Source organism: Kitasatospora sp. NPDC004531 (assembly GCF_053602195.1).
The window spans coordinates 1-21,099 of sequence record NZ_JBSGDD010000026.1 but is presented as its reverse complement, the minus strand read 5'-3'; the positions used below and the strand labels follow the sequence as shown (position 1 = coordinate 21,099).

19 protein-coding genes are annotated in these 21,099 nt (G+C 72.1%); 12 read left to right on the top strand and 7 right to left on the bottom strand.

What is annotated here, in order from left to right:
• Positions 1-245 precede the first annotated feature (245 nt).
• The 9 genes from ACWEMJ_RS13785 (at position 246) to ACWEMJ_RS13745 (ending at position 7,195) form a co-directional block, all read left to right on the top strand.
• Complete coding sequence (locus ACWEMJ_RS13785; RefSeq protein ID WP_452137221.1) at positions 246-539, top strand: hypothetical protein; 294 nt, start codon at positions 246-248, stop codon at positions 537-539.
• Positions 536-1,093, top strand: a complete 558-nt coding sequence (locus ACWEMJ_RS13780; protein WP_452137220.1) for an RNA polymerase sigma factor — start codon at positions 536-538, stop codon at positions 1,091-1,093. Before ACWEMJ_RS13785 ends, ACWEMJ_RS13780 begins: the two co-directional genes overlap by 4 nt.
• Positions 1,090-1,893 carry a hypothetical protein gene (locus tag ACWEMJ_RS13775; protein ID WP_452137219.1) on the top strand — a complete coding sequence of 268 codons (804 nt, stop codon included), beginning with the start codon at positions 1,090-1,092 and terminating at the stop codon, positions 1,891-1,893. Before ACWEMJ_RS13780 ends, ACWEMJ_RS13775 begins: the two co-directional genes overlap by 4 nt.
• Before the next feature lie 1,119 nt (positions 1,894-3,012).
• Entirely contained in the window at positions 3,013-3,672 is a 660-nt protein-coding gene (locus ACWEMJ_RS13770; RefSeq protein WP_452137218.1) for a type I-E CRISPR-associated protein Cas6/Cse3/CasE, read from the top strand.
• 30 nt (positions 3,673-3,702) lie between these two features.
• The gene (locus ACWEMJ_RS13765; protein ID WP_452137217.1) at positions 3,703-3,873 is read left to right on the top strand and encodes a hypothetical protein; all 171 of its coding nucleotides are present in this window, start codon (positions 3,703-3,705) and stop codon (positions 3,871-3,873) included.
• Positions 3,874-4,055: 182 nt separating this feature from the next.
• Positions 4,056-4,646 carry a hypothetical protein gene (locus tag ACWEMJ_RS13760; RefSeq protein WP_452137216.1) on the top strand — a complete coding sequence of 197 codons (591 nt, stop codon included), beginning with the start codon at positions 4,056-4,058 and terminating at the stop codon, positions 4,644-4,646.
• A gap of 78 nt (positions 4,647-4,724) precedes the next feature.
• Positions 4,725-5,648 (top strand): hypothetical protein, encoded by a 924-nt coding sequence (locus tag ACWEMJ_RS13755; protein WP_452137215.1) that lies wholly within the window; start codon positions 4,725-4,727, stop codon positions 5,646-5,648.
• 63 nt (positions 5,649-5,711) lie between these two features.
• Positions 5,712-6,137 (top strand): hypothetical protein, encoded by a 426-nt coding sequence (locus tag ACWEMJ_RS13750; protein WP_452137214.1) that lies wholly within the window; start codon positions 5,712-5,714, stop codon positions 6,135-6,137.
• A gap of 467 nt (positions 6,138-6,604) precedes the next feature.
• Positions 6,605-7,195 carry an ALF repeat-containing protein gene (locus ACWEMJ_RS13745; RefSeq protein ID WP_452137213.1) on the top strand — a complete coding sequence of 197 codons (591 nt, stop codon included), beginning with the start codon at positions 6,605-6,607 and terminating at the stop codon, positions 7,193-7,195.
• Between the two features lie 654 nt (positions 7,196-7,849).
• Here the strand turns inward: ACWEMJ_RS13745 and ACWEMJ_RS13740 are convergent.
• Positions 7,850-8,305, bottom strand: a complete 456-nt coding sequence (locus tag ACWEMJ_RS13740) for a hypothetical protein (protein ID WP_452137212.1) — start codon at positions 8,303-8,305, stop codon at positions 7,850-7,852.
• Positions 8,302-8,604, bottom strand: a complete 303-nt coding sequence (locus ACWEMJ_RS13735) for a hypothetical protein (RefSeq protein WP_452137269.1) — start codon at positions 8,602-8,604, stop codon at positions 8,302-8,304. Before ACWEMJ_RS13735 ends, ACWEMJ_RS13740 begins: the two co-directional genes overlap by 4 nt.
• On the opposite strand from ACWEMJ_RS13735, the gene ACWEMJ_RS13730 reads away from it, so the two are divergent.
• Both ACWEMJ_RS13730 and ACWEMJ_RS13725 read left to right on the top strand, forming a co-directional pair.
• Positions 8,486-12,127, top strand: a complete 3,642-nt coding sequence (locus ACWEMJ_RS13730; RefSeq protein ID WP_452137211.1) for a WD40 repeat domain-containing protein — start codon at positions 8,486-8,488, stop codon at positions 12,125-12,127. The two genes, ACWEMJ_RS13735 and ACWEMJ_RS13730, sit on opposite strands and share 119 nt — an antisense overlap.
• Before the next feature lie 224 nt (positions 12,128-12,351).
• Positions 12,352-12,810, top strand: a complete 459-nt coding sequence (locus tag ACWEMJ_RS13725; protein WP_452137210.1) for a hypothetical protein — start codon at positions 12,352-12,354, stop codon at positions 12,808-12,810.
• 292 nt (positions 12,811-13,102) lie between these two features.
• On the opposite strand, the gene ACWEMJ_RS13720 is transcribed toward ACWEMJ_RS13725, so the two are convergent.
• Genes ACWEMJ_RS13720 through ACWEMJ_RS13700 form a run of 5 tightly spaced genes read right to left on the bottom strand, consistent with a single transcriptional unit; the run spans position 13,103 to position 18,137 of the window.
• A complete protein-coding gene (locus ACWEMJ_RS13720; protein WP_452137268.1) occupies positions 13,103-13,342 on the bottom strand; it encodes a hypothetical protein in 240 nt (79 codons plus the stop codon).
• Positions 13,302-13,997, bottom strand: a complete 696-nt coding sequence (locus ACWEMJ_RS13715; RefSeq protein WP_452137209.1) for a TniQ family protein — start codon at positions 13,995-13,997, stop codon at positions 13,302-13,304. Before ACWEMJ_RS13715 ends, ACWEMJ_RS13720 begins: the two co-directional genes overlap by 41 nt.
• A gap of 44 nt (positions 13,998-14,041) precedes the next feature.
• Positions 14,042-15,076: an AAA family ATPase gene (locus ACWEMJ_RS13710; protein ID WP_452137208.1), complete on the bottom strand. Its 1,035-nt coding sequence runs from the start codon at positions 15,074-15,076 to the stop codon at positions 14,042-14,044.
• The gene (locus ACWEMJ_RS13705; RefSeq protein ID WP_452137207.1) at positions 15,070-17,406 is read right to left on the bottom strand and encodes a Mu transposase C-terminal domain-containing protein; all 2,337 of its coding nucleotides are present in this window, start codon (positions 17,404-17,406) and stop codon (positions 15,070-15,072) included. Before ACWEMJ_RS13705 ends, ACWEMJ_RS13710 begins: the two co-directional genes overlap by 7 nt.
• The gene (locus ACWEMJ_RS13700; protein ID WP_452137206.1) at positions 17,403-18,137 is read right to left on the bottom strand and encodes a TnsA-like heteromeric transposase endonuclease subunit; all 735 of its coding nucleotides are present in this window, start codon (positions 18,135-18,137) and stop codon (positions 17,403-17,405) included. Before ACWEMJ_RS13700 ends, ACWEMJ_RS13705 begins: the two co-directional genes overlap by 4 nt.
• A gap of 953 nt (positions 18,138-19,090) precedes the next feature.
• Between ACWEMJ_RS13700 and ACWEMJ_RS13695 the strand changes: the two genes are divergently transcribed.
• Complete coding sequence (locus ACWEMJ_RS13695; RefSeq protein ID WP_452137205.1) at positions 19,091-19,588, top strand: hypothetical protein; 498 nt, start codon at positions 19,091-19,093, stop codon at positions 19,586-19,588.
• The last annotated feature ends 1,511 nt before the right edge of the window (positions 19,589-21,099 follow it).

Here is a 21,099-nt window from a genome sequence, read left to right as displayed (position 1 = left end):
GGTGTTCTCACCCGATCCCCGATCCCCGATCCCCGATCCCCGGGGCTGGGGTGGGTACGCCGTGTTGGGGCTGGTGGCGGGGAGCGGGCAGGGATTTTTTGGGGGTGGCGGGAAGTTTTTTCGCGCGGGCGTCCGGATCCGGGTGGGTGGTTGCGTGTACTGGGTGTGGGGCGGGAGCAGGGTGCCGTCTCCGTGTGCTCGTGCCGAGATAGTTGATCGCCTGTCAGAAAGGGTCTTCGTCTCCGATGACCTGGTCGTCTCTCCTCTATGGGGCAGCCGGGGCCGGTGTGCCCCTGCTGGTCCTGCCGTATGCGGTGTGTCGTGTGGCCGCGGCGGCGAATGCATGGATCCATCTGCATTACGAGCTCGCGCGTGAGCGCGAGCGCAGGGCGACACTGGTCGCTGCCGCCGGTGCTGTCGCGGGCGGGGGCGCCGTCGTCCATTTCGACGGCGGGCTTCCGCAGTGGGGGGTGTGGATCCCCCTCTCGCCCGTCGACGAGCCTGTCGGCGCGGTGCCCGAGCTGAGGGGGGCGGCGTGAGCGGTGGGCAGGACGCCGCGCACGGCCTGGACCCGGTCGCCGATTTCGAGGGGTTCGTCGAGGCCACCGCGGCCGGCTACCTGCGCGCTGCATACCGGGCGACCGGGGACCCGCACGATGCGCAGGACGTCGTGCAGAACGTCTTCGAGAACCTGTTCCGCAAGCGTGAGGGCATCGCCGCCCGCGGCGATGCCCTCACGGCCTACGGATACATCGCGGTGCGGCGGGCGGCGGTGGATCACTACCGCCGCAACACCGCCCGGCAGGACAAGCTCGTCACCGCGTTGAAGCTCTTCAGCGAGGACGAGACCACCGCCGGTGGGATCCCGGACTACAGGGCCTCCGCACTCGGAGAGCGGGTCGTGGAGCTCATCGGTGGGCTCCCTCCGCAGCAGCGCACCGCTGTGACGCTGCGCTATCTGGAAGAGATGGAGATCGAGGAGGTGGCGCGTTCCATGGAACTGGGCGAGGAAACCGTCAAGCGCTACCTCCGGGCCGCGCTCAAGGGGCTCGAGAAGATGATCAGGAACACCGGCAAGGAGGTGACGGTATGACGGAGTGGACTTCCGAGGCGTCCGAGGACATCCGCCTGCTCGCGCTCTGCCACCTCTTCACCGTTATCAGCTCCGACCCCGCGCACCGCTTCGGCGGTCCGTGGGGAGCGCGCACCGGAGGGGCGCGGCCTGCGGGCCGCGCCCCCTTCGGGGGCGCATCCGACAGCCAGCGGCCGGCGGAGGACCCCTCCGCCGGCCTCCGGCCGCTACCGGGGCCCCTGCCACCGGTGCGCCCGGGCTACGGGGCCGCTCCGGTGGGGCGACCGGAGGCACGATCCCTCTACGACCTGCTCGGGCACTGGATCGATCGGGCATCGGGCGGGGCCGGAGGAGACGGATCCCTGGAGCGGCGGATCGCAGAAGAGTTCGAACGTCTTGGTCTGGAACGGTTGGCTGTTTCCTGGTGGCGCGCCGCAGCACGGTCCGGCGATCCAGACGCAGCCGATTATCTGGAAATTCTGCGCGAAGAGAATCCGGATATCCCAGAGCGTTGTGAAGAAATTTCCGCGATTAAACTCTACTTGGCTGCCATGAACTTCAGGCATGCCTACCTAGGGGTTTCCTATTCTCGGAGGAGCGTGCGGGACTGGATTGATGCACTGCGATTGCCCCGTCGGCTCTCTGCAGAGAACGCCGCTGAATGGCTCCCCCGATCGAGGGCCGCTTGGCAGATGCGGATGTGCGAGGCATGCGGAACGCGAGAGGACGCACAGGAGCTGATCAGTGCTGCCGAACGCTACCTCGCAGAGAACGAGTACCTTGCCGCCGACGCCGACTGCGACCCGGGGCGGACACGATGATCAAGACCGAGGATGAAGGAGTTCCTAGCGACTACTGACGGCTGAGCGAGGCTCAGGCATATCTCGGCACCTGCGGCGGCCGCCCCTGAAGGGCGGCCGCCGCAGCCGTTCCTCGGCGGCTGTGGCGGGTTGGTGAATCGCTGGTTGATCTTGTTTGTGGGTTGGGGTTTTGCGGGTTGGTCGAGAAGTGTTGGGTGGGTGGTTTTTGTGGTTGGGTATGGAGGCTGGTTCTGCTGGCGTGGTCGGTGGTGGGCTCGGGTTGCATGGCCTGCGTGTTTGCGTGGTTGTTTGAGAATCATCGAATCACGTGAGAGGTAGTGGGGGTTTTCCGCAGCTTCGATGAGAGCCCTGTATCGCGCAGCTGTGTCGTAGGTGCCCTCCGCGCCGGGACGGGCTCGCCTGTGGGGCTGGTGGTTGACGGCGGCGGCAGGATGGTGGTGTCCGTGGGGTCTGTGCTGTCCGTGACTGTCCGTTTCGGTGGTACGGGGCGGGAGTCTGGCCGCGTGGGCATTGTGAATGAGGTTGTTGCCGGGCTTGTGCTCGCCGGGATCCTGGGGTGCGCCCGCTGGGCGCGTGTGCGGTGGCGTGCTGCGCGTGTGCGGCGCAGACGTTCGGCGGGTTGTGGTTCTTGGGGGAGGGACGGCCGGGCGGTGGGGCGGCAGCTTGATGAAGAGGGGCGGTAGGACGGTGGGGAGGTCAGGTGTCCTGCGTAGGCCTGTCCTGCCGCTGGGAGCGCTGCGCGAGCTGAACGAGATGCTGCGCGCACTTCACCGTGATGCGGGTGGTCCCTCGGTGCGGGAGATCGCGGAGGGCGCGGGGGTCGGGCACACGACGGTGCACAACGTACTTACGCAGGATCGACTGCCGCGCTGTGATGCCGTCATGAGAGTGGCGGTCTTCCTTGCGGGGCGGTCGTGGGCCGGTTCCGGTGGCCGTGATCGGGAGGGGTTCCTCGATACTCAGTCGGAGCAGGTCTTCGAGTTGTGGAGGGTTGCCTACGGCGAGCAGGAAGGCTCGCCGCCGGCTCGGGGCAGTGTCCCCCCGGGCGGTCTGCCTGGTTCGGGGAGGCTGCCAGCTGGCCCGCGAGGCCGGAACTTCACTGCGTGTCGGAGCACCCTTGTGCTCGATCTTGATCACCCCTACGTTGCTCAAGTTCTGCTCGATTCACGGAACTTGAGTCGAGCTGTGATGTCGGGCTTCACCGGCTGGGGCAGCGGGCGTTCGAGCATGAGGTCCTCGTTGCGGGTTCTGTCGGACTGGACGGCAGATCTCGACGCGAATCTGCTGCGCATGATTGTTCAGTCGAGGGTGGCGCCGGACTGGACGAACATCCCGAGCCGGGCGATGGTCGAGCGCCCTGTCGTCCGTATCGTCAGCCGTAGGTTCGTGGAGGGGGATGTGTTCGCTTTTCGCGCTGTTGTTCAGCCTGTCAGCTGCGTGAGTCAGCAGGGCGGGCGGGGTAGGCGGATCAGCCGGAAGGGGCCGGAGGCCGCCCGTGAGTGGTTCACGAAGCGGCTTCAGGGGCTCGGTGAACCCCGGCGTGATTCCCGGGGAATTGTGCGGATCGGTGCCCAGGCCAGCCCGGAGGGACTTGGTGTGCGCAGCATGCCAGCAGCCACGAGTACCCAGGGCTCATGCAGGGGACTTCACATCGACCGTGCCGAGGTCAGCGGGACACTGGAGGTCACCGACCCGGCGGCGTTCGTGGATGCGCTCACACACGGCGTAGGCCACGGTCGTTCGTATTCGTGTGGTCTGCTTCTGCCGCAGATTCTCTGAGCGGCTGGGTGGTGCGGCGACGGCGGGGACGTGCTGTTCGAGGACGGCGCCCTGGCCGATCACGACTGTGACGAGGGCGACGGACCCGAGATCGGCTGGGACGGCCGCGCCGAGTGCGGTGCCTGTGGCCGGGTGTTGGAGGCCCGGTTCGCGGATGGCGACTGGGTCGAGGCCGGCCATGACTGCCACACCGACCAGTAGCACCCCTGTCCCAGGGCGGCCCGCACACACCGGGCCGCCCGCCCCGTGTCCGATCTCCTGGAGGCCGCACTGCACGGCTACGACCGTGCCCTGCTGACCCACTCCTCACCGCCGCCGGCCACACCTCCGAGCAGGCGTCGGCCGCCATCGCTCGGCTGGAGTACGACGTCCTCGACCGGGCCGTGGCCGGCGTTGAAAGCACCACCTGGTGCGGCCCCGACGGGCGCACCGACGACTTCGACAGCGGATGGATGGCCGCCTGCGACGCCGTGCAGGCCCGCCTCGCCGAGTACGCCGAGCGGGCCCGTGTCGAGGCCCGCGACGGCGGCCTCGCGGTCCCGCCGGGACCGACACCGCCCGAACCCGAGCGGGCGGCCCCGACCCCGGCCCCGACCGCGCCGGCCGACGTGCTGGAGCTGTTCCACCACCTGGCCGGCCCTCGGCCGCACGACGCCGAGCTGACCGGTGCCGTCCTCGACGTTCTCGCCCCGCTCATCACCTACCCCGGCTACACCGACACCCTGGCCGCGTTCGTCCGGGCCCGGGAGCGGCAGCTGCGTGTGCTGTACCGCCACCACGGGCACGGCACCGCCCACGACCGCGACCCGGACAGCTGGCCCGGCCCCCGCTACATCCTGGCCCGCCAGCCCGAGGGTCTGGTCCTCGCGGAGCTGCTCACCCGCCGGCCCCTGGCCGTCGCCCAGGCATGGAACGGCGTCCTGCCCGACGTCCTCCTCGACGACATGGCCGAAGCGTGGCCCTTCCGCAGCTGACCACCCGCCAGGCCGCCACCACCCCGGCGGCGGCCGCCGTTGAACCGAACAAACCACACAAGGGGAGGCACCATCACCATGCCGGAGCCCGTGCAGCCGGTCCCGTCGTACACCTGGTGGGGCGACCTGCCGCCGCACTTGGTCACCCGCACCCAGCTCGCCGAGCTGGACCTGCCCCGCCAGCCCGGAGGCCCGGTGCGCGCCCGCATCACCGCGACCGGCCCGCACGGCCGCAAGGGCACCTTCGACCTGTTCGACCTCGGCGAGTCCGTGCCGACGCCGGCCACCGGCGCTCAGCTCGCCGCGGCCGCCGCCCGCCGCACCACCGGCACCCGCGCCTGCGAGCAGTGCGGCGCCCGCCCCGAAACCCCCTGCACGCAGATCGACGGCTGGCTGCTGTGCGGTGCCTGCGCCCACGTCCACCACCTGCGCGCCCGCCAGCAGCAGGCCGCCGAGCAGGCCCGCGCCGCCGCCGAACAGGCCGCCCGCCTCCACGCCGACGAGCGCCTGGCCGTCCTCGCCGTCACCTACACCCACCGCCCCACCCCCGGCACCGGGCCGGTCCGGCCGGCCGGCCGCCGCCCGCATCACCGTCCTCGACCGCGACGGCACCACCCTCTACGACCGCACGCCGCGCCTGACCGGCCCCCGCACCCCCGGCGCGCCCGCCGCCACCGCCGAACCCGGCCCGGCCCTCGCCGACCTCGCCGACACCCTCGCCACCCGCACCGTGGCGCTCTGGACGACGACCTCGGCCCCCTCCACAGCGCCCTGCGCCGCCTGAGGGTGGACCACCCCCGGCTCCTGCCGGACGGTTTCCAGCGCGTGCACCGCCTGGCGATGCTCGTCACCCTGTGGCGCGGCGACCTCGACCCGACCACCGGCCGCCACCGCGCCCCCACCCCGCCCGGAACCGCCGACCGCCTCCTGCACCTGCTGCGCCGGGCCGCCACCGCCGAACCCGTCCCGCACCTCGGCGAGACCCCCCGGCCGGCCTGCTGACCGACAGAATCCCTCCGGCCGGGCCGGGGCCCCACCCCGGCCGCCGGCGTCGGCCGGATCGCGGTGGCCACCTGGCACCGCCACCACCCCGGCTTCCCCCGCCCCGTCGCCGGCGCCGACACCAGCCCCCGCTTCGACACGGCTGCCGTCGAACTCTGGCTCCACCGCCACGGCAAGACCACCCACCACCACCCCGGCACACCCGCCGAGCCAGCCGTCCTCACTCTCCCCGACGGCACCACCGTCACCCTCAACGACCCGACGCTGCGCCGCGACGACGTCCTCGGCGTGGTGGAGCTCGACGGGTTCTCCGCCCCGGACGCCTGGGTGCCGCTGCACCACGCCGTCCTGACCCGTGTGCAGGTGCCCGGCCAGCCGGACCTGTCGGTGAGCTCGGCCTCCGCCGACGTCTTCGACAGCGGGTCCTCGCGGCACATCGCCCTGATCTGGCGTCAGGACTGCGAGCGGACCTGGGAGGATGCCTCATGACCGCTGATGCTGACGCCGCCGCCGCCCCGCCGCCGTCCGGGCCGGACCGTCGCCGAGCCGGCGGCCCTGCTCGCGACTCCACCCGCCGTCCCGCCCGCGCCCCGGTCGACCGGGGCGCCGCCCGCTCACCCCGCCTGCCACCGACGAGGAGTGACGCCCCGACGCCCGCCCACCGCAGTGAACTGGCGGGGCGGGGCCGCCACCGAGTCCCCTCGGGGCGCGGTGGTGGTGCGTCGTTGCCCGCCGCCATCGTGCCGTGCTGCGCCGCCGCCCAGGTGCTGCCGGGGACGCCGACCAGTGGCAAGATCGGGGTGAAGATTGGCGTGATCTTGTGATGAACCGGGCCGCCCTCTCCTGCCACGATGTCCGCACCGGGGAACGGCGCTCGCGCAGAGGGGGATTCACTGCCCGCCCCGCTTCCCGGGGCCGGGCGCCTGCCTGGCAGGCACTCGATCTCTGGGGGATTCATGAAGCTGTCCCGTGCGGCACTCGCGGTGGCCACCGGCGCCCTGGCGCCCATCCTGCTGCTGTCCACTCCGGCCACCGCGGCCACCGGCACGTCCTCGCCGTCCGGCACCGCCGCCGTCGCGACCACCGACGCCGACTCGCCGTACGACACGATGTCGGAGGACGACCTGCGGATCGCGATCCTGCGCATCATCGCCGACCCCGGCACCGGCAGGGCCGTCAACCGCGAGGCGCAGAAGGCGCTCAACGGCACCGTCGACGACCTGCGATACTTCCTGAAGACCGGGCGTTGGATCGCGCAGGACGAGGACAACCTGGTCGCGATCGCGACGATCCTCGCCAATCCCGCCTCCGGCAAGGCCGTGAAGCGCGAGGCGCAGAAGGCGCTCGACGGCACCGCCGCGGACCGCACGTACTTCCTGCAGACGGGCCTGCGACTCGCCCAGGCCGAGGACGACCGCGTGGCGATCATGCGGATCGTCGCCGACCCGGCCAGCAGTGACGCGCTGCGCGCGGCGGCGCTGAAGGCCTTCGAGGGCACCCCGGAGGAGATGCGGTACTTCCTGGAGGTCGGCCGGTACAACGTCTGACCGGTCGGCCGGCACGGGACAGGGGCGGCCCGCACCACCCGGTGCGGGCCGCCCCCGCCATGCTGCTACGGCCGGTGCGACGCCGCGTCCGGACAGGCCCCCGGGCCTACTCGGTGCGGGGTGTGATCTGCCGTCGGTGATGTGGATGCGGGCAGCGCGGGTGTGGCCGTCGCAGACGATGCCCCGGCCGCCGTCCTCGCCCCGGACGGTGCGGGTGGCCGGCTCCACACGGGCGGCGCCCATCCGGCCGTAGGGCCACGTGTTCAGGCACGAGGGGTCCATACACCAGGTCCCGCGCTCGGGATTCGACGCCAGGGCCGCGCCGCGCCCCGGGCACACGCCCCACGGCACCGCGCACCGGCCCGGCACCCGGACACTCTGCTGCTGCGCCTGCTCGTAGGCGGTGGTGCCGGCCATGCCCGGGTCTGTAGTCGGCCGCCGGCCTGGCCCGCGACTGAATGGGAAAGGGCGTCGGCGGCCTGGGCGGCGGTACGGGGCTGAGGGCCACTCCTCGCGTAGGTCCTGGCGGCGGCCGCCAGCAACGGTGCCCGCGTCTTGGAGCTGCCGGGCCTGCGCGGGGTGGTACTGGAGCGGGGCGACCGGCTCGTGCGGGTGGTGTGAAAGGGCACTCTCGCCGAGCTTCTGGATGCGGTGTCAGCCGCGGTACTCCAGGTCCTTGACGCAGAAGGAGGCCGCGCCGACCGAGGCGTCTCCGGCCCGCTCCGCCCGTACCCACACCTCGGACTCGCCCGGTCTGGAGTCGAAGTTGCCGCCGCCGCGCAGGTCCAGGTCGCGGTCCCGGACGTAGCGGTTGATGTCGACATCGACGGCGGAGGGCTTGCGGCCGATCAGTTCGATCCCGTCGAAGAGGGCTTGGGGGCCGGTGCGGCCGTGGACGCTCACCTGGACCAGTGCACTACCGCTGCGCGTCTGCGACGCGTAGAGGTAGTGCGTGCTCACCCCGGCCCGGGCGTAGTACTCCTGACTGATGTGCCACTCTTCGGGAGCGCCCTGATCCGCCCAGGGGCCGTCCGCGGGAAAGGGGCGGTGGCCCCAGCTCTCGGTCGGCGCCTCGCCGTCCAGGGCGGTCGACACCTGCTGCGGGCTCATCCCGAAGCACAGCGGGCCGACTCCCTCCAGCGGCGTGCAGTGCCAGTGCGGCCGGTCTTCGTCAGGGCCACCGGCCACGGTCCCGGGTCGGCCCGCTCGTCGCGGAACCCGAACCGGTCGGCGACCGGCTCGGCGTTCCAGGCGTCTTCGGCCCATTCGGGGCCGGTGGCCAGAAGGCCGGTGATCACCGTGTCCTTGCGCTGCGCGTACCCGCCGGGGTCCAGGCCCAACTCCTGCGTGACGCGCAGGGAAACGCCCCAGGCCGGCACCTCCGCCTCGCCGTACCGGTCTGTCCGCACCTTGACCGGCTTGTCCTGGGCGAGGCGGCGAAGGTCCGCTCGCGAAGCCCTCCTCGACGCCCTGACCACGTGCCCGGAGTCGATCGCCGACCCGCCGACGGAGGCGCCCCGCCTGCTCCTGGCAGTGGACCAGTTCGAGGAACTGTTCACCGCCTGCAAGGACGAACAGGAACGCGAGGCGTTCATCCGCGCGCTGTCCGCCCTCTGCACGCGCACCGAGCAGGGCAGCCCCCCGCGGGCCGTGGTCCTGATCGGACTGCGCGCCGACTTCTACGGGCACTGCGCGGCCTACCCGGCCCTGCACACCGCGCTGAAGACCAGCCAGGTCCTGGTCGGCCCGATGCTCCCGGAGGAGCTGCGCGACGCCGTCGAAAAGCCCGCACTGCTCGCCGGACTGCGCGTGGAACAGGGCCTCGTGGACCTCCTCCTCCAGGACCTCCGCACCAGGAGCGACGAACGGCGCGACGCCGTGGCCGCGCTTCCCCTGCTGTCGCACGCCCTGCTGGCCACCTGGCAAAAACGCACCGGCCGAATCCTCACCCTGACCGGCTACCAGGCATCGGGCGGCATCTGGCACGCCGTCCGGCAGACCGCCGAGGACACCTACCAAGCCCTCGCCCCCGAGGAGCAGCAGGCCGCCCAGCAGATCCTGCTGCAACTGGTGCACCTCGTCGACGGCGCCGAGGACACCCGCCGCCGCGCCCCGCTCACCGACCTCGGCCTCGACACCGACCCGGCCGCCCCCGCAGCCCTCGACGCGCTCGTCCATGCCCGACTGGTCGTCGTGGACGACGGCCACGCCGAACTTGTCCACGAGGCCGTGCTGCACGCCTGGAAACGGCTGGCCGACTGGATCCGGGAGGATCGCGCCGGCCTTGTGGTCCGCCAACGCCTCCACGACGCCGCGAAGGCATGGGAGCGCGACGGCCGCGACGAGGGAGCGCTCTACCGGGGCGTGCGGCTCGCCGCCGCCCGCCAGTGGATCGAGGAGTCCGCCGAACGGCACGGCACCATCCCGGTGGCCCGGGAGTTCGTGACGGCCAGCCTGACCAGGCAGAGCGCCGAACAGCGCACCGCCCGCCGCCGCACCACCCGCCTGCGCGCCCTGGCCGCCACCCTCGCCGTGCTGCTCCTGATCGCCGTCACCGGAGTGGGCGCGGCCGTCTGGCAGAACCGGGTCGCCGGCGAACAGCGCGACCTCCTGGCCTCCAAGGTCGCCGCCCAGACAGCCGACCGCCTCCGGACGACCGACCCCACCCTCGCCCTCCAACTCGCCCTCTCCGCACGCCACATCGCCGACACCCCTGAGGCCCGCAGCAGCATCTACAACGCCGCACTCGCCCCGTACTACACGCCGATCAACGGACATACCGATACAGTCCGGACGCTCGCCTTCAACGCCGACCGGCACCTGCTCGTCAGCAGCGGCCGCGATCACACCGCCAGGCTCTGGGACCTCTCGGATCCCCGCCGCCCCCGGCCCGTGGGCCTGATCGACACCCACGACTCCACGCTCGCTCTGAGCCGTGACGGCCGGCTCCTGGCCACCGCGAACACCGACGACTCCGTCCAACTGTGGGACGTCTCCGACCCCGCCCGCCCCGCTGCCGTCGCCATCCTGGCGAACACCCACGGCTGCCTGGCCTTCAGCCCGAACGGCCACGCGCTGGCAGCGGTTGCCGAAGACCGCTCCGAGCTGTGGGACCTCACCGATCCCCGCCAGCCGGTCCGGGCGGGTGCCATCCCACCGGGCACCGGTACGGCCCAGTGCGTCGCGTTCAGCTCGGACGGGAACCTTCTCGCCTTCGCCGTCAACGCGGCCGACAGCAACTACGCGGCCGAGCTGTGGAACATCGCCGACCTCGCCAACCCCACGCGCTCCGCAGTACTCGACAACAGCCACCCCTACTCACTGGCCTTCAGCCCACGCGGACCGCTCCTTGCTGTCGGTACCTCTCACGACGGCGTGCGGCTGTGGGACGCCACCGACCCGGCCAAGCCCCGCCTGGTCACCCCCTACGAGGAGGATCCGCCCGATTCGGCCTCCCCCGTGGAAATCGACTCCGGACAGGTCGTGGCGACAGTCGTGTTCTCCCCGGACGGCCGGACCCTGGCCCTCGGGGCCTCCAACGACGACGGACACCAGCTCGGCCATGCCGCGACCGTCGACATCACCGACCCGCACCAGCCGGTCGTCCTGGCCGAATTCCCCACCCCTGGGATACTCACCTCGGTCCAGATCGGCGACCGCGGGTCCCTGTTCAGCGCAGGCGCCGAACCGGACATCCGGCACTGGTACCCTCCCATCGACTCCACCCTGCCCAACACCAACACGGACGGCGGCTACTCCCCGGAGGGCCGCGTCCTGGCCTGGGCCACCGATGCCCTCACCGCCAACGGCCACGGGCAGACGTACCGGCTGTGGCGGACCACCGGGCCCTACGACCTCCGTCCGTCCGGCACGCTGAACGCTCCGAACGTCCTGATGGTCAACGAGCGCACCCTGCTCTCATACATCGAGGGTGGCTCGGCGCGGCTCTGGGACATCACCGACCCCGACCACCCGGCGCCGGGGAACACGCTCAACGAGATCGCCGATTTCGTCCCCCACAGCAAGGGAGAGCATTGGGACGCCCACGTGGCCCTGGCAGGCGGACTCCTCGCCCTCAACGGAAGCGACGGGCTGATCCATCTGTGGGACGTCGGCGACCCGAACGCCGCGAAGCCGCTGTTCACCGTGCAGTCCCCGCAGCCGCCCGGCCGCCTCCTCCTCGACAAGCGGAAACTGGTGTCCATCGACCAACAGGGGCTCCACCCGACGATCCAGGTCTGGGACCTCAGCGATCCCCGCCGACCCGTCACCTCGCCCGCACTGCCGATCGGTGACAGCGTCGCGTTCGAGAGCAGGACAACGGACCTGCTCGCCATCGCCACCGGCAGCACGTCCCAGAACCCGAAGTCCGTCCAGCTGTGGAACCTCGCCGACCCCGCTCATCCCGACCACGCCGAACTCCCCAACGGCATCGTGAACGGCCTGACGCTCAGCCCTGACGGACGGACCCTGGCGGTGACGACCGACAAGACCATCGACCTGTGGGACGTCTCCGACATCCACCGCCCCACGAAGACCAACGCACTCACCACCGAACAACCGGGCGCGGTCGGGTTCAGCCCCGACGGCCGTCTGCTCGCCAGCTTCACCAAGGCGCTCCGGCGCACCGATCCCCTCGTCGGCCAGTTCCACCTGTGGCGGGTAGAGGATCCGCCCGCCGCCAGCGAAATGGGCGCGCCGACCCTCCCCGGTGTCATCGCAGCTGCCACGTTCAGCCCCGACGGGCAGGCGCTCCTCATCGACAAGGCCGCCGACAACTCCTACGACGGCGAGAAGGGCAGGGCCTACATCATCGACCCCGACATCGACCGAGTCACCGCCCGCCTCTGCGACCTGGTCGGCGGCACCATCACCGCCGACCAGTGGCACCGCTACTTCCCCGGCACGCCGTACCGCCCGCCATGCAAGTGACGGCGGCTGCAGGGAGGTCCGCGACGCAACGACGACGGCTGGCGCGAGTACGACGACGCCGTGCCCGTCCTCGCGACCACCCTGGAGCTGCTGGCCACCCGCGGCCCCTCGGCCCCGTCTGGTGACGCTACGGCCGGCACTCCCTGCTCGACGCCCTGGAGAACCCGAACAACCGCGCCGCCTACAACCAGCGCCAGAAGGCCCGCCAGGAGCACCGAGATTGGATGCGCACCCTCGCCTGCGCCGACTGCGGCAACGTCCCGAAGAAGGAGAGCACCTGGCACTGCAGCCCCGATGGCAACCGCGTGGAGTGGAACCGCCAACCCGGCGGCCGCTGCTGGACCTGCCACCAGGAACGCGAGGAACGCCTGGAGCGGGAGGCCCAGGAGCAGCTGGAGGCGGCCCGGGCGGCGAACGCCGCGCTGCGCCCGTGCTGGACGTGCCGGGGCTCGATCGGCGGAAAGGAGGGCACGAAGCTGGAGCTGCGAGAGAAGGCCGGCCCGGCTCGGCTTGAGTGCCCGCAGTGCGAACAGGACCGCACCGTCAAGGACTTGGGCCCGCTGCTGCCCGCCCCGACCAAACGCGAGCAGGTGGCCGCGCTGGTCTCCCCTCCGGACGATCCGTGGTGGGAGGACCGCGTGCTGCACGCCAAGCTCTACCCGGCGAAGGGCCGCCGGGTGTGACCTGTTGGTGTTTGTGGCGGGTCGGTGATCGGCTGAGGAGCCTTGTTTCCGGGCTGGGGGTTGATGGGTTGGTTGAGAAGAACCGGGCCGTGGCGGGGGTCGTGTTCGAGGGTGGGGCCGGTTCTGAAGGATGCCGCCGGCTGGCTGCCTTGGCTGGTTGACCTGGGGGTTTTAGTGGTTGATCGAGAACTTGCGGATGCCATGAGAAGTGGTGGGGATTCCCGCAGTCTGAATGAGAGCCCTGTGTGCGCCTGGGTGGGCTGGGGGTGGCTGACGTTGGGTTGGCCTTGGTTTATCGGGTGTGGTGTCGGGTCCAGGTGGTGAGGAGGTCACGGGGTGGTGGGGTGAGGCGGGGCAGGCCGAGCGCGGTTGCCGTGGTGTTGAGGAAGGTGTGGACGGCTGGGTGGGGGCGGCCGTGGCGGGGTGCGGGGAACAGTCCAGTGGTGGCCAGGGTCCGGGCGAGGGTGACGGTTTCGGGGTAGGTGACGGCGTCACGGGCCAGGAGTGTCCAGGAGCCGGTCACGGGCTGCACACCGGGGTTGGTGGCGTGGAGGAGGTGTCGGCGGTGCTGCCAGCGGGCGGTGAGGGTGGCGTGGGTGGAGTGGTCGTGCCAGCGGGTGGTGATCGTGGTGGCCCAGGTCCAGGCGTCCGCGGTGTCCGCGCGGCGTTGTAGGCGCTGGTGGCTCGCGTGGGCGCGGGTGAGTTCGGGGAGCGCGGCGGTATCGAGGCTGTGGTGGGGGCCCGCGGCCCAGCGGTGGTGGTGCGGACACAGCCGTGTGTGGTCGGGCAGGTAGGCCAGGGCCCGGCTGGTGGTGCCGTGGGTGCGGCGCAGGGTGCAGGCGGAGCAGGCCCGCGCGGGTGCCTCGTGGGCTTCGAGCCTTTGCCAGGTGGCGTGGCCGCCTGGGTGGCCGGGGCGGGCGGTGACTGGGGGGGAGGGCGTTCAGGCGGGGCAGGGCACGGGTGAGGTGGTGGTGGGGGACGCGGGTGAACGCGGCGAGGTGGTGCTGCGCCGTGTGGTCGAGGTGGATCTCGGATCCTCCTGGCGTGTGGCCGGGGCGGCCGGTGGTGGTGATGTTCAGTCCGTCCAGGAGGTAAGGCGGGGGCAGGTGGTGGGCTTCGGCGAGGCGGGCGAGCCAGGAGGCGGTGCTCTCCGCCGGCAGGGGCCGGACGTCCTGGGTGGTGGGCACAGGGGCCGGCAGCGCGGGGTGCGCTGCCCGGCCCGGGCGGGTGCTCACCTCGGGCCGGGCGGTCGGCGTCGGGCCCGGTGGGTGGGGCGGTGGTGTTCTTCGGCGAGGTGGTCGAGGGTGATCGCGTCGAGGGAGGTCTTGGTGATCTTCTCGGTCCCGTCGACGATGGCGGTGATCGCGGCTTCGCGGATGAGGCGGGAGAGGCTGCCGATGCGGCCTGCGGTGCGCTCGCGCAGGTAGGGGGCCAGGCGGCGCAGGGAGCCGGGGCGGTGGGCGGTGAGGTCGAGGGCGTTCTCGAACGCGGCCACGGTGGAACGGAACGGCGTCTGGTGGCCGTGGCGGGCGGGCAGGGGGTCGCAGTCGACCAGCGAGGCGCGCCCGGCGAGCTGGGCGCCGCGAACACCGGAGAACAGCGGGGTGTCGGTGACGTCGACGCCGGCGTACACGAAGGTGGCGGGCAGCCGTTCGGAGAGGTCTTTGAGGAAGTCCGCGGCTTCGGCGCCGCCTGTGGTGCGGGGGTTGAGGCGGTGGATCTCGTCCACCAGGACCAGGCTCACCCCCAGGCTGGTGTACATGCTGCAGACGGTCGCGGTGAGCAGGGCCTGGGTCATACGCGGGCCGACCGGCAGTCCTACGAAGCGGGCGAATTCGGCGGCCAGGCTCTTGGCGCTCGCTCCGGGCGGCACCAGGATGTACGCGACCGGCGCCCGCCCGGGGACGGGAGTGTGGGACAGGGACCGCTGGTGCAGCTCGTAGGTGCGCCCGACTTCCTGGAGGGCGGTGCTCTTGCCGGTGGTGGGCGGCCCGGTGACGATCAGTCCGGGGCGGGCGGTGCCGTCCTGGTGGCGCCCGAGCAAGGTGAGGGTGCGCACGCTGGTGGTGATCTTGTCGAGGGCCGGGGTGCGTACGACGACGAACCGGGAGTGGTAGGCCAGCCGCTGGGCGGCGCTGCGCCGGGGCCCCTCGGGTGAGGGCGGTGCGGGTCGTTTGCGGTCGACGAAGCGCCGCCATTCCTCCCAGGTGGTGGGCGTTGCGCTCCCGGCCTGGGCCGCGGGCTGACGGGCGGTCGGGGTCACCACTGCTGCGCCTCCTCGGCGGCGTCGAACAGCCCGAAGCCGGCGTCCCCCGCGTCTGCGGCGTCCAGGTCGTCCGCGTCGTCCCAGCCGGGACCGGCGTCGTCGAGGCCGTCCTCGTCGTCCTCACCGCCCGGGGCCGGACTTCCCGGGGGCGGCACCGGTGTGGGCCACGGTGCGGTGGCGTCGAACAGCGCCGCGGGGGCCTCGTCTTCCCCGGCCGCCGTCCCGGCCCGTGCGGCGCCGGCCGGCCGTGGCCGCGGAACGGCGTGCCCGCGATCGTTCGGCTGCTGCCCGGGGCCGGCGTTTCCTGCAGCGGTTGTCCGCTTCCGCGGCCTCGTTTCACCGCGCCTCGTTGCCTGCCCGCCCGGGTCATCCACGGTGTCGGGCCCGGTAGGCCCGTCGGTGCCGTGGGGGAGGGCGGCGGGTGCGTGGCGGGTGATCAGGGCGTGTTCGCGGGGGTGGGCGGTGCCGGTGCGTGCGCGGCGCAGGAGGTCGTCGAGGGCCTGGGCGAGGTCGGCTTCGTGCCGGTCGCGGTCCCCGCGCCGGGCGACGGTGTCCTTGAGGTGCTGCCACAGCTGGTCGCCGAAAGGCTGGTGGACGTGGCCGGCGTGGATCCACGGGATGGGCGTGAAGCCGCCCCCGCCGAGGCGGACCCAGATCCGGCGGGCGTCGTGGGGGTTGTGGTGGACCTCCCACCGGCCCTGCTGCGCCGTGACACTGGAGGGCTGGCCGCGGTAGTCGTTGAGCGCGGGGTGGTCGTAGGTGCGGTGGTTCAGGCGGATGCCGCGCTCGGTGATCGGTTTCCAGACCACGGGCAGCAGTTCGATGTAGTCGTCGCCGCTCAGGGGGAGCGGCACGTGCCCGGTGGCGCCGAGCATGGCGCCCCACATCTCGTTCGGGGTCAGGGCGGTGGCGGGCATCGAGGGGTGGCGCAGTCCCTCGGTGGGGCGGTTCTGCCACTCGGTGGTGATCCACTGGTCGAGCATGTCCTGCAGTTGGGCGACGCTCCACACGGCTTCGCGCTGGCTGTCGGATCCGCGGCGCAGGACGTTGGAGCCGGTGTGGCCGGCGACGTGCTGGCAGAACAGGGTGTTGACGGACCCGAAGGCGCGCTCGACGTGGCCCTTGGCGGTGGGGCGCCGGGGCGGGGTGGGCTGCACGCTGATGCCCAGGCTCTCGCAGGCGGCCAGGAATGCCGCGGACAGGAAGATCCGGCCGCGGTCGACGACCACGGTCTCCGGCACCACCACTGGGCGGCCCGCGGCGGCGGCCAGGCGGGAGTCCGCGTCCAGGAGGTCCTCGTACGGCACGGGCGCGCGCGACAACGCCAGCGCATCGGGCCAGGCGGGGCGAAGCGGGTGCGGGACGGCCATCTCGGCGAGCAGCAGCGCCGCGTCGACAGCCTTGGTGCTCGCCGGGCGCAGGACGGCGGCCAGGATGGAGCGGGTGGCGACGTCCATCGCGATGGTCAGCTCCGGGCGGCCGGTGGTGCCGTCGGCGAAGACGGCCATGACGTCCAGGCGGGTGGAGTCGAGCATGACCTGCTCGCCCGGCCGCAGCGCCGCCGCCGGCGTGAACGGCCGCCCTGGTGAGGCAGTGGCGGTGCGCGCGGGCCGCCCGGGCAACTCGGCGGGGTCGGCCAGCGCCTTCACCAGCCGGTAGAACGTCGCCTGCGCCGGAAGCTTCACCGCCCCCACTCCGTACCGCTCGTCCAGCACCTGGCGGGTGAGCTGCATCAACCCCTTCACCGTGCCCTTGGAACGGCCGCGCTGGCGCCGCAGCGCCTCCAACACCGCGGCGACGACCTTCTCGTCGGCGCGCCCAGTGCGGCTGACCGGCTTGGTGGTGCGGTGGTCGACCAGCCCCCACAGCCCCTGGCGCCGGTAGTTCAACCGCATCCGCTGCACCGTGCTGACAGCGACACGTTCCCACCCCAGCGCGGTGAGCTCGTCGGCCTTGGCCTGCTCCCGCTCGGCGAGCGTGCGTGAGAGCGGGTCGTACTGCGGCCGCGGCACCCCCGCCGCGCCCTCCCCGCCGACGAGCCCGAACTCCACTTCCTGGATGTGCCGCTGCCAGGCCAGCGCCTTCTCCTGCTCGCGTACCGGCACCGTCTGGAACAGCCCCCACTGCGGCACCCCCGCCTGCGGCCGCGCGCTGGTCACCACGAAGTCCTGCGCCGCCACCAGGTGCCCAGCCAGCACGGTGGCGACCTCGCCCCGCTCGCCAGCCAGCCGCACCAGCTGCCCCTCCACTCCGACCACCTGCCAGGCCCGCCCGTCGAAGACGATGTGCGCGCCCACCGCCAGCACCCGCCGGCCCGACCCGCCGCTCACGCCGCCACCCCCCGGCCCACCACGGTCCCGGCGTCCAACGGCCGATCCGCCAACTCCGCGGACAGAGCACCGGACCACAGCAGATGGAAGACCATCGGCCCCGCCCGCAACGGCACACCCACCGCCGCGACCCCCTCCGCCAACGCCCTCGGCCGCGCGAACGCCGCCAGCACCGCCTCACGCAGTACCCCGTCAGCCCCGAACCGGGGATGCCGGTACCCGGCCAGCCACCGCACATTCGCCGCCGCCACCACCGGCGACGGCGGCTCCAACCGCCGATACACCCACCCCACGCCCTCACACACCTGAGCCAGCACCCGCGCAGCCCGCTGCGCCGCCGGCCCGCCCGCACCCGGGACGGCAGGGCAGTCGGCCAGCAGCGCCCCGCCGTCCGCGTACCGGGCGAACAGCTGCGGCACCCAGGAACGCACCGTGCCATCGTCCTCGCGCCACAGCAGCCGCACCGGCCGTCCCGCCAGAGCGGTCACCGAACGCTCGCGGTCCAGCAGCATCAACTGCATCCGCATCGCCATCGACCCGTGCGCCACCAGCCGCCCCGTCGTCGAGGACCACCACCAGCCCGGACCCCAGCTGCGCCCCGGCACCACCGGGAACGCCGCAACCGGACCCAACTCCTCGAAGCGCACCTGCCCGGCCGCCCGCCCCAGGCGCTGCTGGACCACCTCGCCAGCGACCGTGACGAAGCACGCCTCCACCCTCGCCGCATCCACCAAACCCACCCCTCACCGCACAGACCTGCCGCCAGGCAGTCAAGTCCGTTGAGAATCCGGCAGATAGAAGAACGGACACCGTTCACTCCAGCGAGTGCTGCACGCCCCGGCTCTACCTGGCGAGGGGCTTCAGGGTGTGACCTGTTGGTGTTTTGGGGCGCGAAATGGCCCCACACACCGTGTTGTCTGGACCTTTGGTTGTGCCTGTTGGGGGCGTCTGGCGGGTGGGTTGGGTGGCTGCTTTGGTGACTGTGTGTGACGGTGGGTGGGGTTAGAGGGTGGGGTGGGGCCGGTCGGGGGGTGGTTCGGCGGTGCGGTTATTTTTTCGGGCGGTGAATTTCGCCAGTAATTCGGTCGGGTTGTTTTGGCGGATTGGTCGCTGGATGGTGGTGTGAATTCGGGTTGGAATTGCGGTCAGGGGATGGTGGCGAGGGTTGGCGTTCGGTTTCGTCCAGGCCGGGACCGCCGTCTGGGCCCGGCTTGGCTGCGCCGCCGTTCCCGGTGGCCGTGCCCGCGTCGCTGCGCCGCCGTCCCGGGCCTGCTCGGCGGCTGTTGGCCCGGGTCCGCCGTCCAGGCCGGGCCTGTGCGCGGGCCGGGGCGGTGGTCCGGGCTCCCTCTGCGCTGCCTCGCCGTCCGGTGGTGCTGGCTGCCGTGCGGGTCGTGTCGCTGTCCGCCGCCGTCCCCGATGGCCGTGCCCGCGTCGTTGTGCCGTTGTCCGGGGCTGTTCGTCGTTCCGGCTGCGCCGCTACGCCCCTCGCTGGGTGGTTGGGTGGCTGTCAGGCCGCCCCGGGGGTGGTCCGGGTGGCTGTTCTGGCGTTGTCCTGGGCGGTCGTCAGGCTGTTTCGCTGCGCCGGGTCCTGGTGTGTTGGGAGGGTGGGGTGGTGATGAGTGTGCGTGGTGTTGGCCCGGATCGTGTCTGTGTGCTGCCCGGGGATCCGGGTTGGGTTCGGGATGTGGCCTACCTCGGCGGGGAGGTGCTGGGGATGCTGGCCTCGGTGACGGCGGTGAACGCGTACCGGGGTGACAACGGGTACCTGCTGCCCGCTGACACCTACCGGACGGCGGGTCTGGTCGTCGAGACCCTGGCCGAGGCGGTGCCCGGGGACGGCCGCGAGGGCCAGGTGGTGTTGTGCACGTTGCCGGCCTGGAAGTTGGAGGCCTTGTGGGACGTGCTGCTGGTGCTGCGCCGTACGGTGGCTGGTGACCCGGACACGGACGTGGTGCGCGAGGCACTGGAAGTTGTCCTGGGCACCCACATCTTCACCTCGGCCCGCACGGTGGAGCTGGTCGCCGCGGACCTGGAGAAGGTGGTGGCGGTGTTGATGCTCGACCTGCCGGCGGTCAAGGTGGTGGCCACCGCCGTGGTCCTGGGCGAAGAACGGGGTGAAGCCGTCGTCGACGCCTACCGCCAGCTCACGGCCGCGTGGACGGAGGCCGGCGTTCGACACTGACTTACCCAGCGGTGTCGGAGCCGGCTTTGTCGGGGGGCGTGGTCCTGGTGGTGGTGCTCGGCGGCCGGGTGCTGGCCGGGTGGCTGGTGGTGGGTGCGGGGTGCAGCGAGGTGTTCCGGCTGGGGTGCGACGCGGGGCCGTGTTGCGGGTCTGGCCAGGTGTTATGTGGCTTGGGGGCGGGTGGGTGTGTTGCACCTCGTGTTCCACCGGGTGGTGCCGGTTGGCCGGCCTCGGTGGCCCGCTGCCGCCCGGCCCGGTGCCGTGTCCGCCGGTTGGCCGGCCTCGGCGGCTCCCCGCTGCTTCGGCACCCCGTCCGAGCCGTCCGGCGCCGCGCTCTGCCGTCCCCGTTGGGGCCGTGGCCGTCGTCCTGGTCGGCCGTCAGGCCGTCCCGCTGTGCCCGTCTCGGCCGTCAGCGGCCCGTCCGTGCCCGTCTCGGCTGTCCGGCCGCTGTGCCCGTGCCCCGTCCTGGCCGCTCGGTGCCGCGCCCCGCTGTGCCCGTCATGGCGGCCGCCCCGCTGCGCCCCGCCCTGTTCCGGTGTTCGGTTTGGTGTCGCTGTTCCGGGAATTGCCCGGGTGGCGCTGGGAAGGATTTCCTGGACCCTCGGGAAGGGTGGTCGCTGTGTCGGTGTGGAGGGCCGTACGCCCCTTTCCGAGGTGCCCGAATTCTACTCCCCGCCGCTGCGCCATGAAATGCGCGCAGATTGCCACGATAAAGGGAGCGGCAGGGAATTCGAATTCCCGCCTGTGGAGTGCGGCCGAATAGAGCCAGGATGGACGGTTGCCGTGAGGTTGCCTGTCCGCCTCCAATGCCCACCTGGGAACGGTGGAAAAGAGCTGTTCGGAATCCTGGGAAACGCCAACGGATTCGCTGCGGATTCCGATCGGGAGTCCGCTCCCGAGGGCCCGTCAGGGCCCGCCGTGCGGGGTGCTCGTGAGGGCCCGCCACCGGGCCGGGGAGGCCCGAGTCGGACCGGAGGCCCACCGGTGCCCCTCCTAGGGCCGCAGGCCCCGCCCCAGGGGCGGAGGATGGGCTGTCAGCCCTGCAACCGCAAGGCTGGACCGGCCATCGGCCGGGACCGGGGGAGGGCTCCCTGGGGTGGGGTTGTACTGGTACCGGAAGTCCGCGACGCATCGTCAACGCCGAGGGCCGCAGGCCCCGGCCGGCACCCCGCCTCCCCGGAGGGAAGGGCCGCTACCCGAATTCCGCGTCACATCGTCAACGCCCACCCCCGGGCGCAGCCCGGGAAACCCTTCTAGCCAATCGGCCCGTAGGGCCGCGAGAACACTGGCCCGAAAAGACAGGAAAGCCGTTCGATTGACGGGCCGTAGGCCCGGGACAATGCCCTAGGTCGGCGGAGCGCAGCGAAGCCAGAGCCCCGCCCCAACGATGCGTGCCGTGCCCACGAATTCGCCGCAGGCGAATTCCCCCAACCATCCACTCGCCCGCCGAGGCGCAGCCAGCCAGGCCAGCCGGACGCCCGGCGCCAGCGACTTGGACGCGGTGCCCGCGT

Coding starts and splice junctions, on each gene's coding strand:
- ACWEMJ_RS13785 (WP_452137221.1), top strand. CDS start 246: ATGACCTGGTCGTCTCTCCTCTATGGGGCAGCCGGGGCCGGTGTGCCC.
- ACWEMJ_RS13775 (WP_452137219.1), top strand. CDS start 1,090: ATGACGGAGTGGACTTCCGAGGCGTCCGAGGACATCCGCCTGCTCGCG.
- ACWEMJ_RS13755 (WP_452137215.1), top strand. CDS start 4,725: ATGCCGGAGCCCGTGCAGCCGGTCCCGTCGTACACCTGGTGGGGCGAC.
- ACWEMJ_RS13745 (WP_452137213.1), top strand. CDS start 6,605: ATGAAGCTGTCCCGTGCGGCACTCGCGGTGGCCACCGGCGCCCTGGCG.
- ACWEMJ_RS13740 (WP_452137212.1), bottom strand. CDS start 8,305: ATGAGCCCGCAGCAGGTGTCGACCGCCCTGGACGGCGAGGCGCCGACC.
- ACWEMJ_RS13725 (WP_452137210.1), top strand. CDS start 12,352: ATGCGCACCCTCGCCTGCGCCGACTGCGGCAACGTCCCGAAGAAGGAG.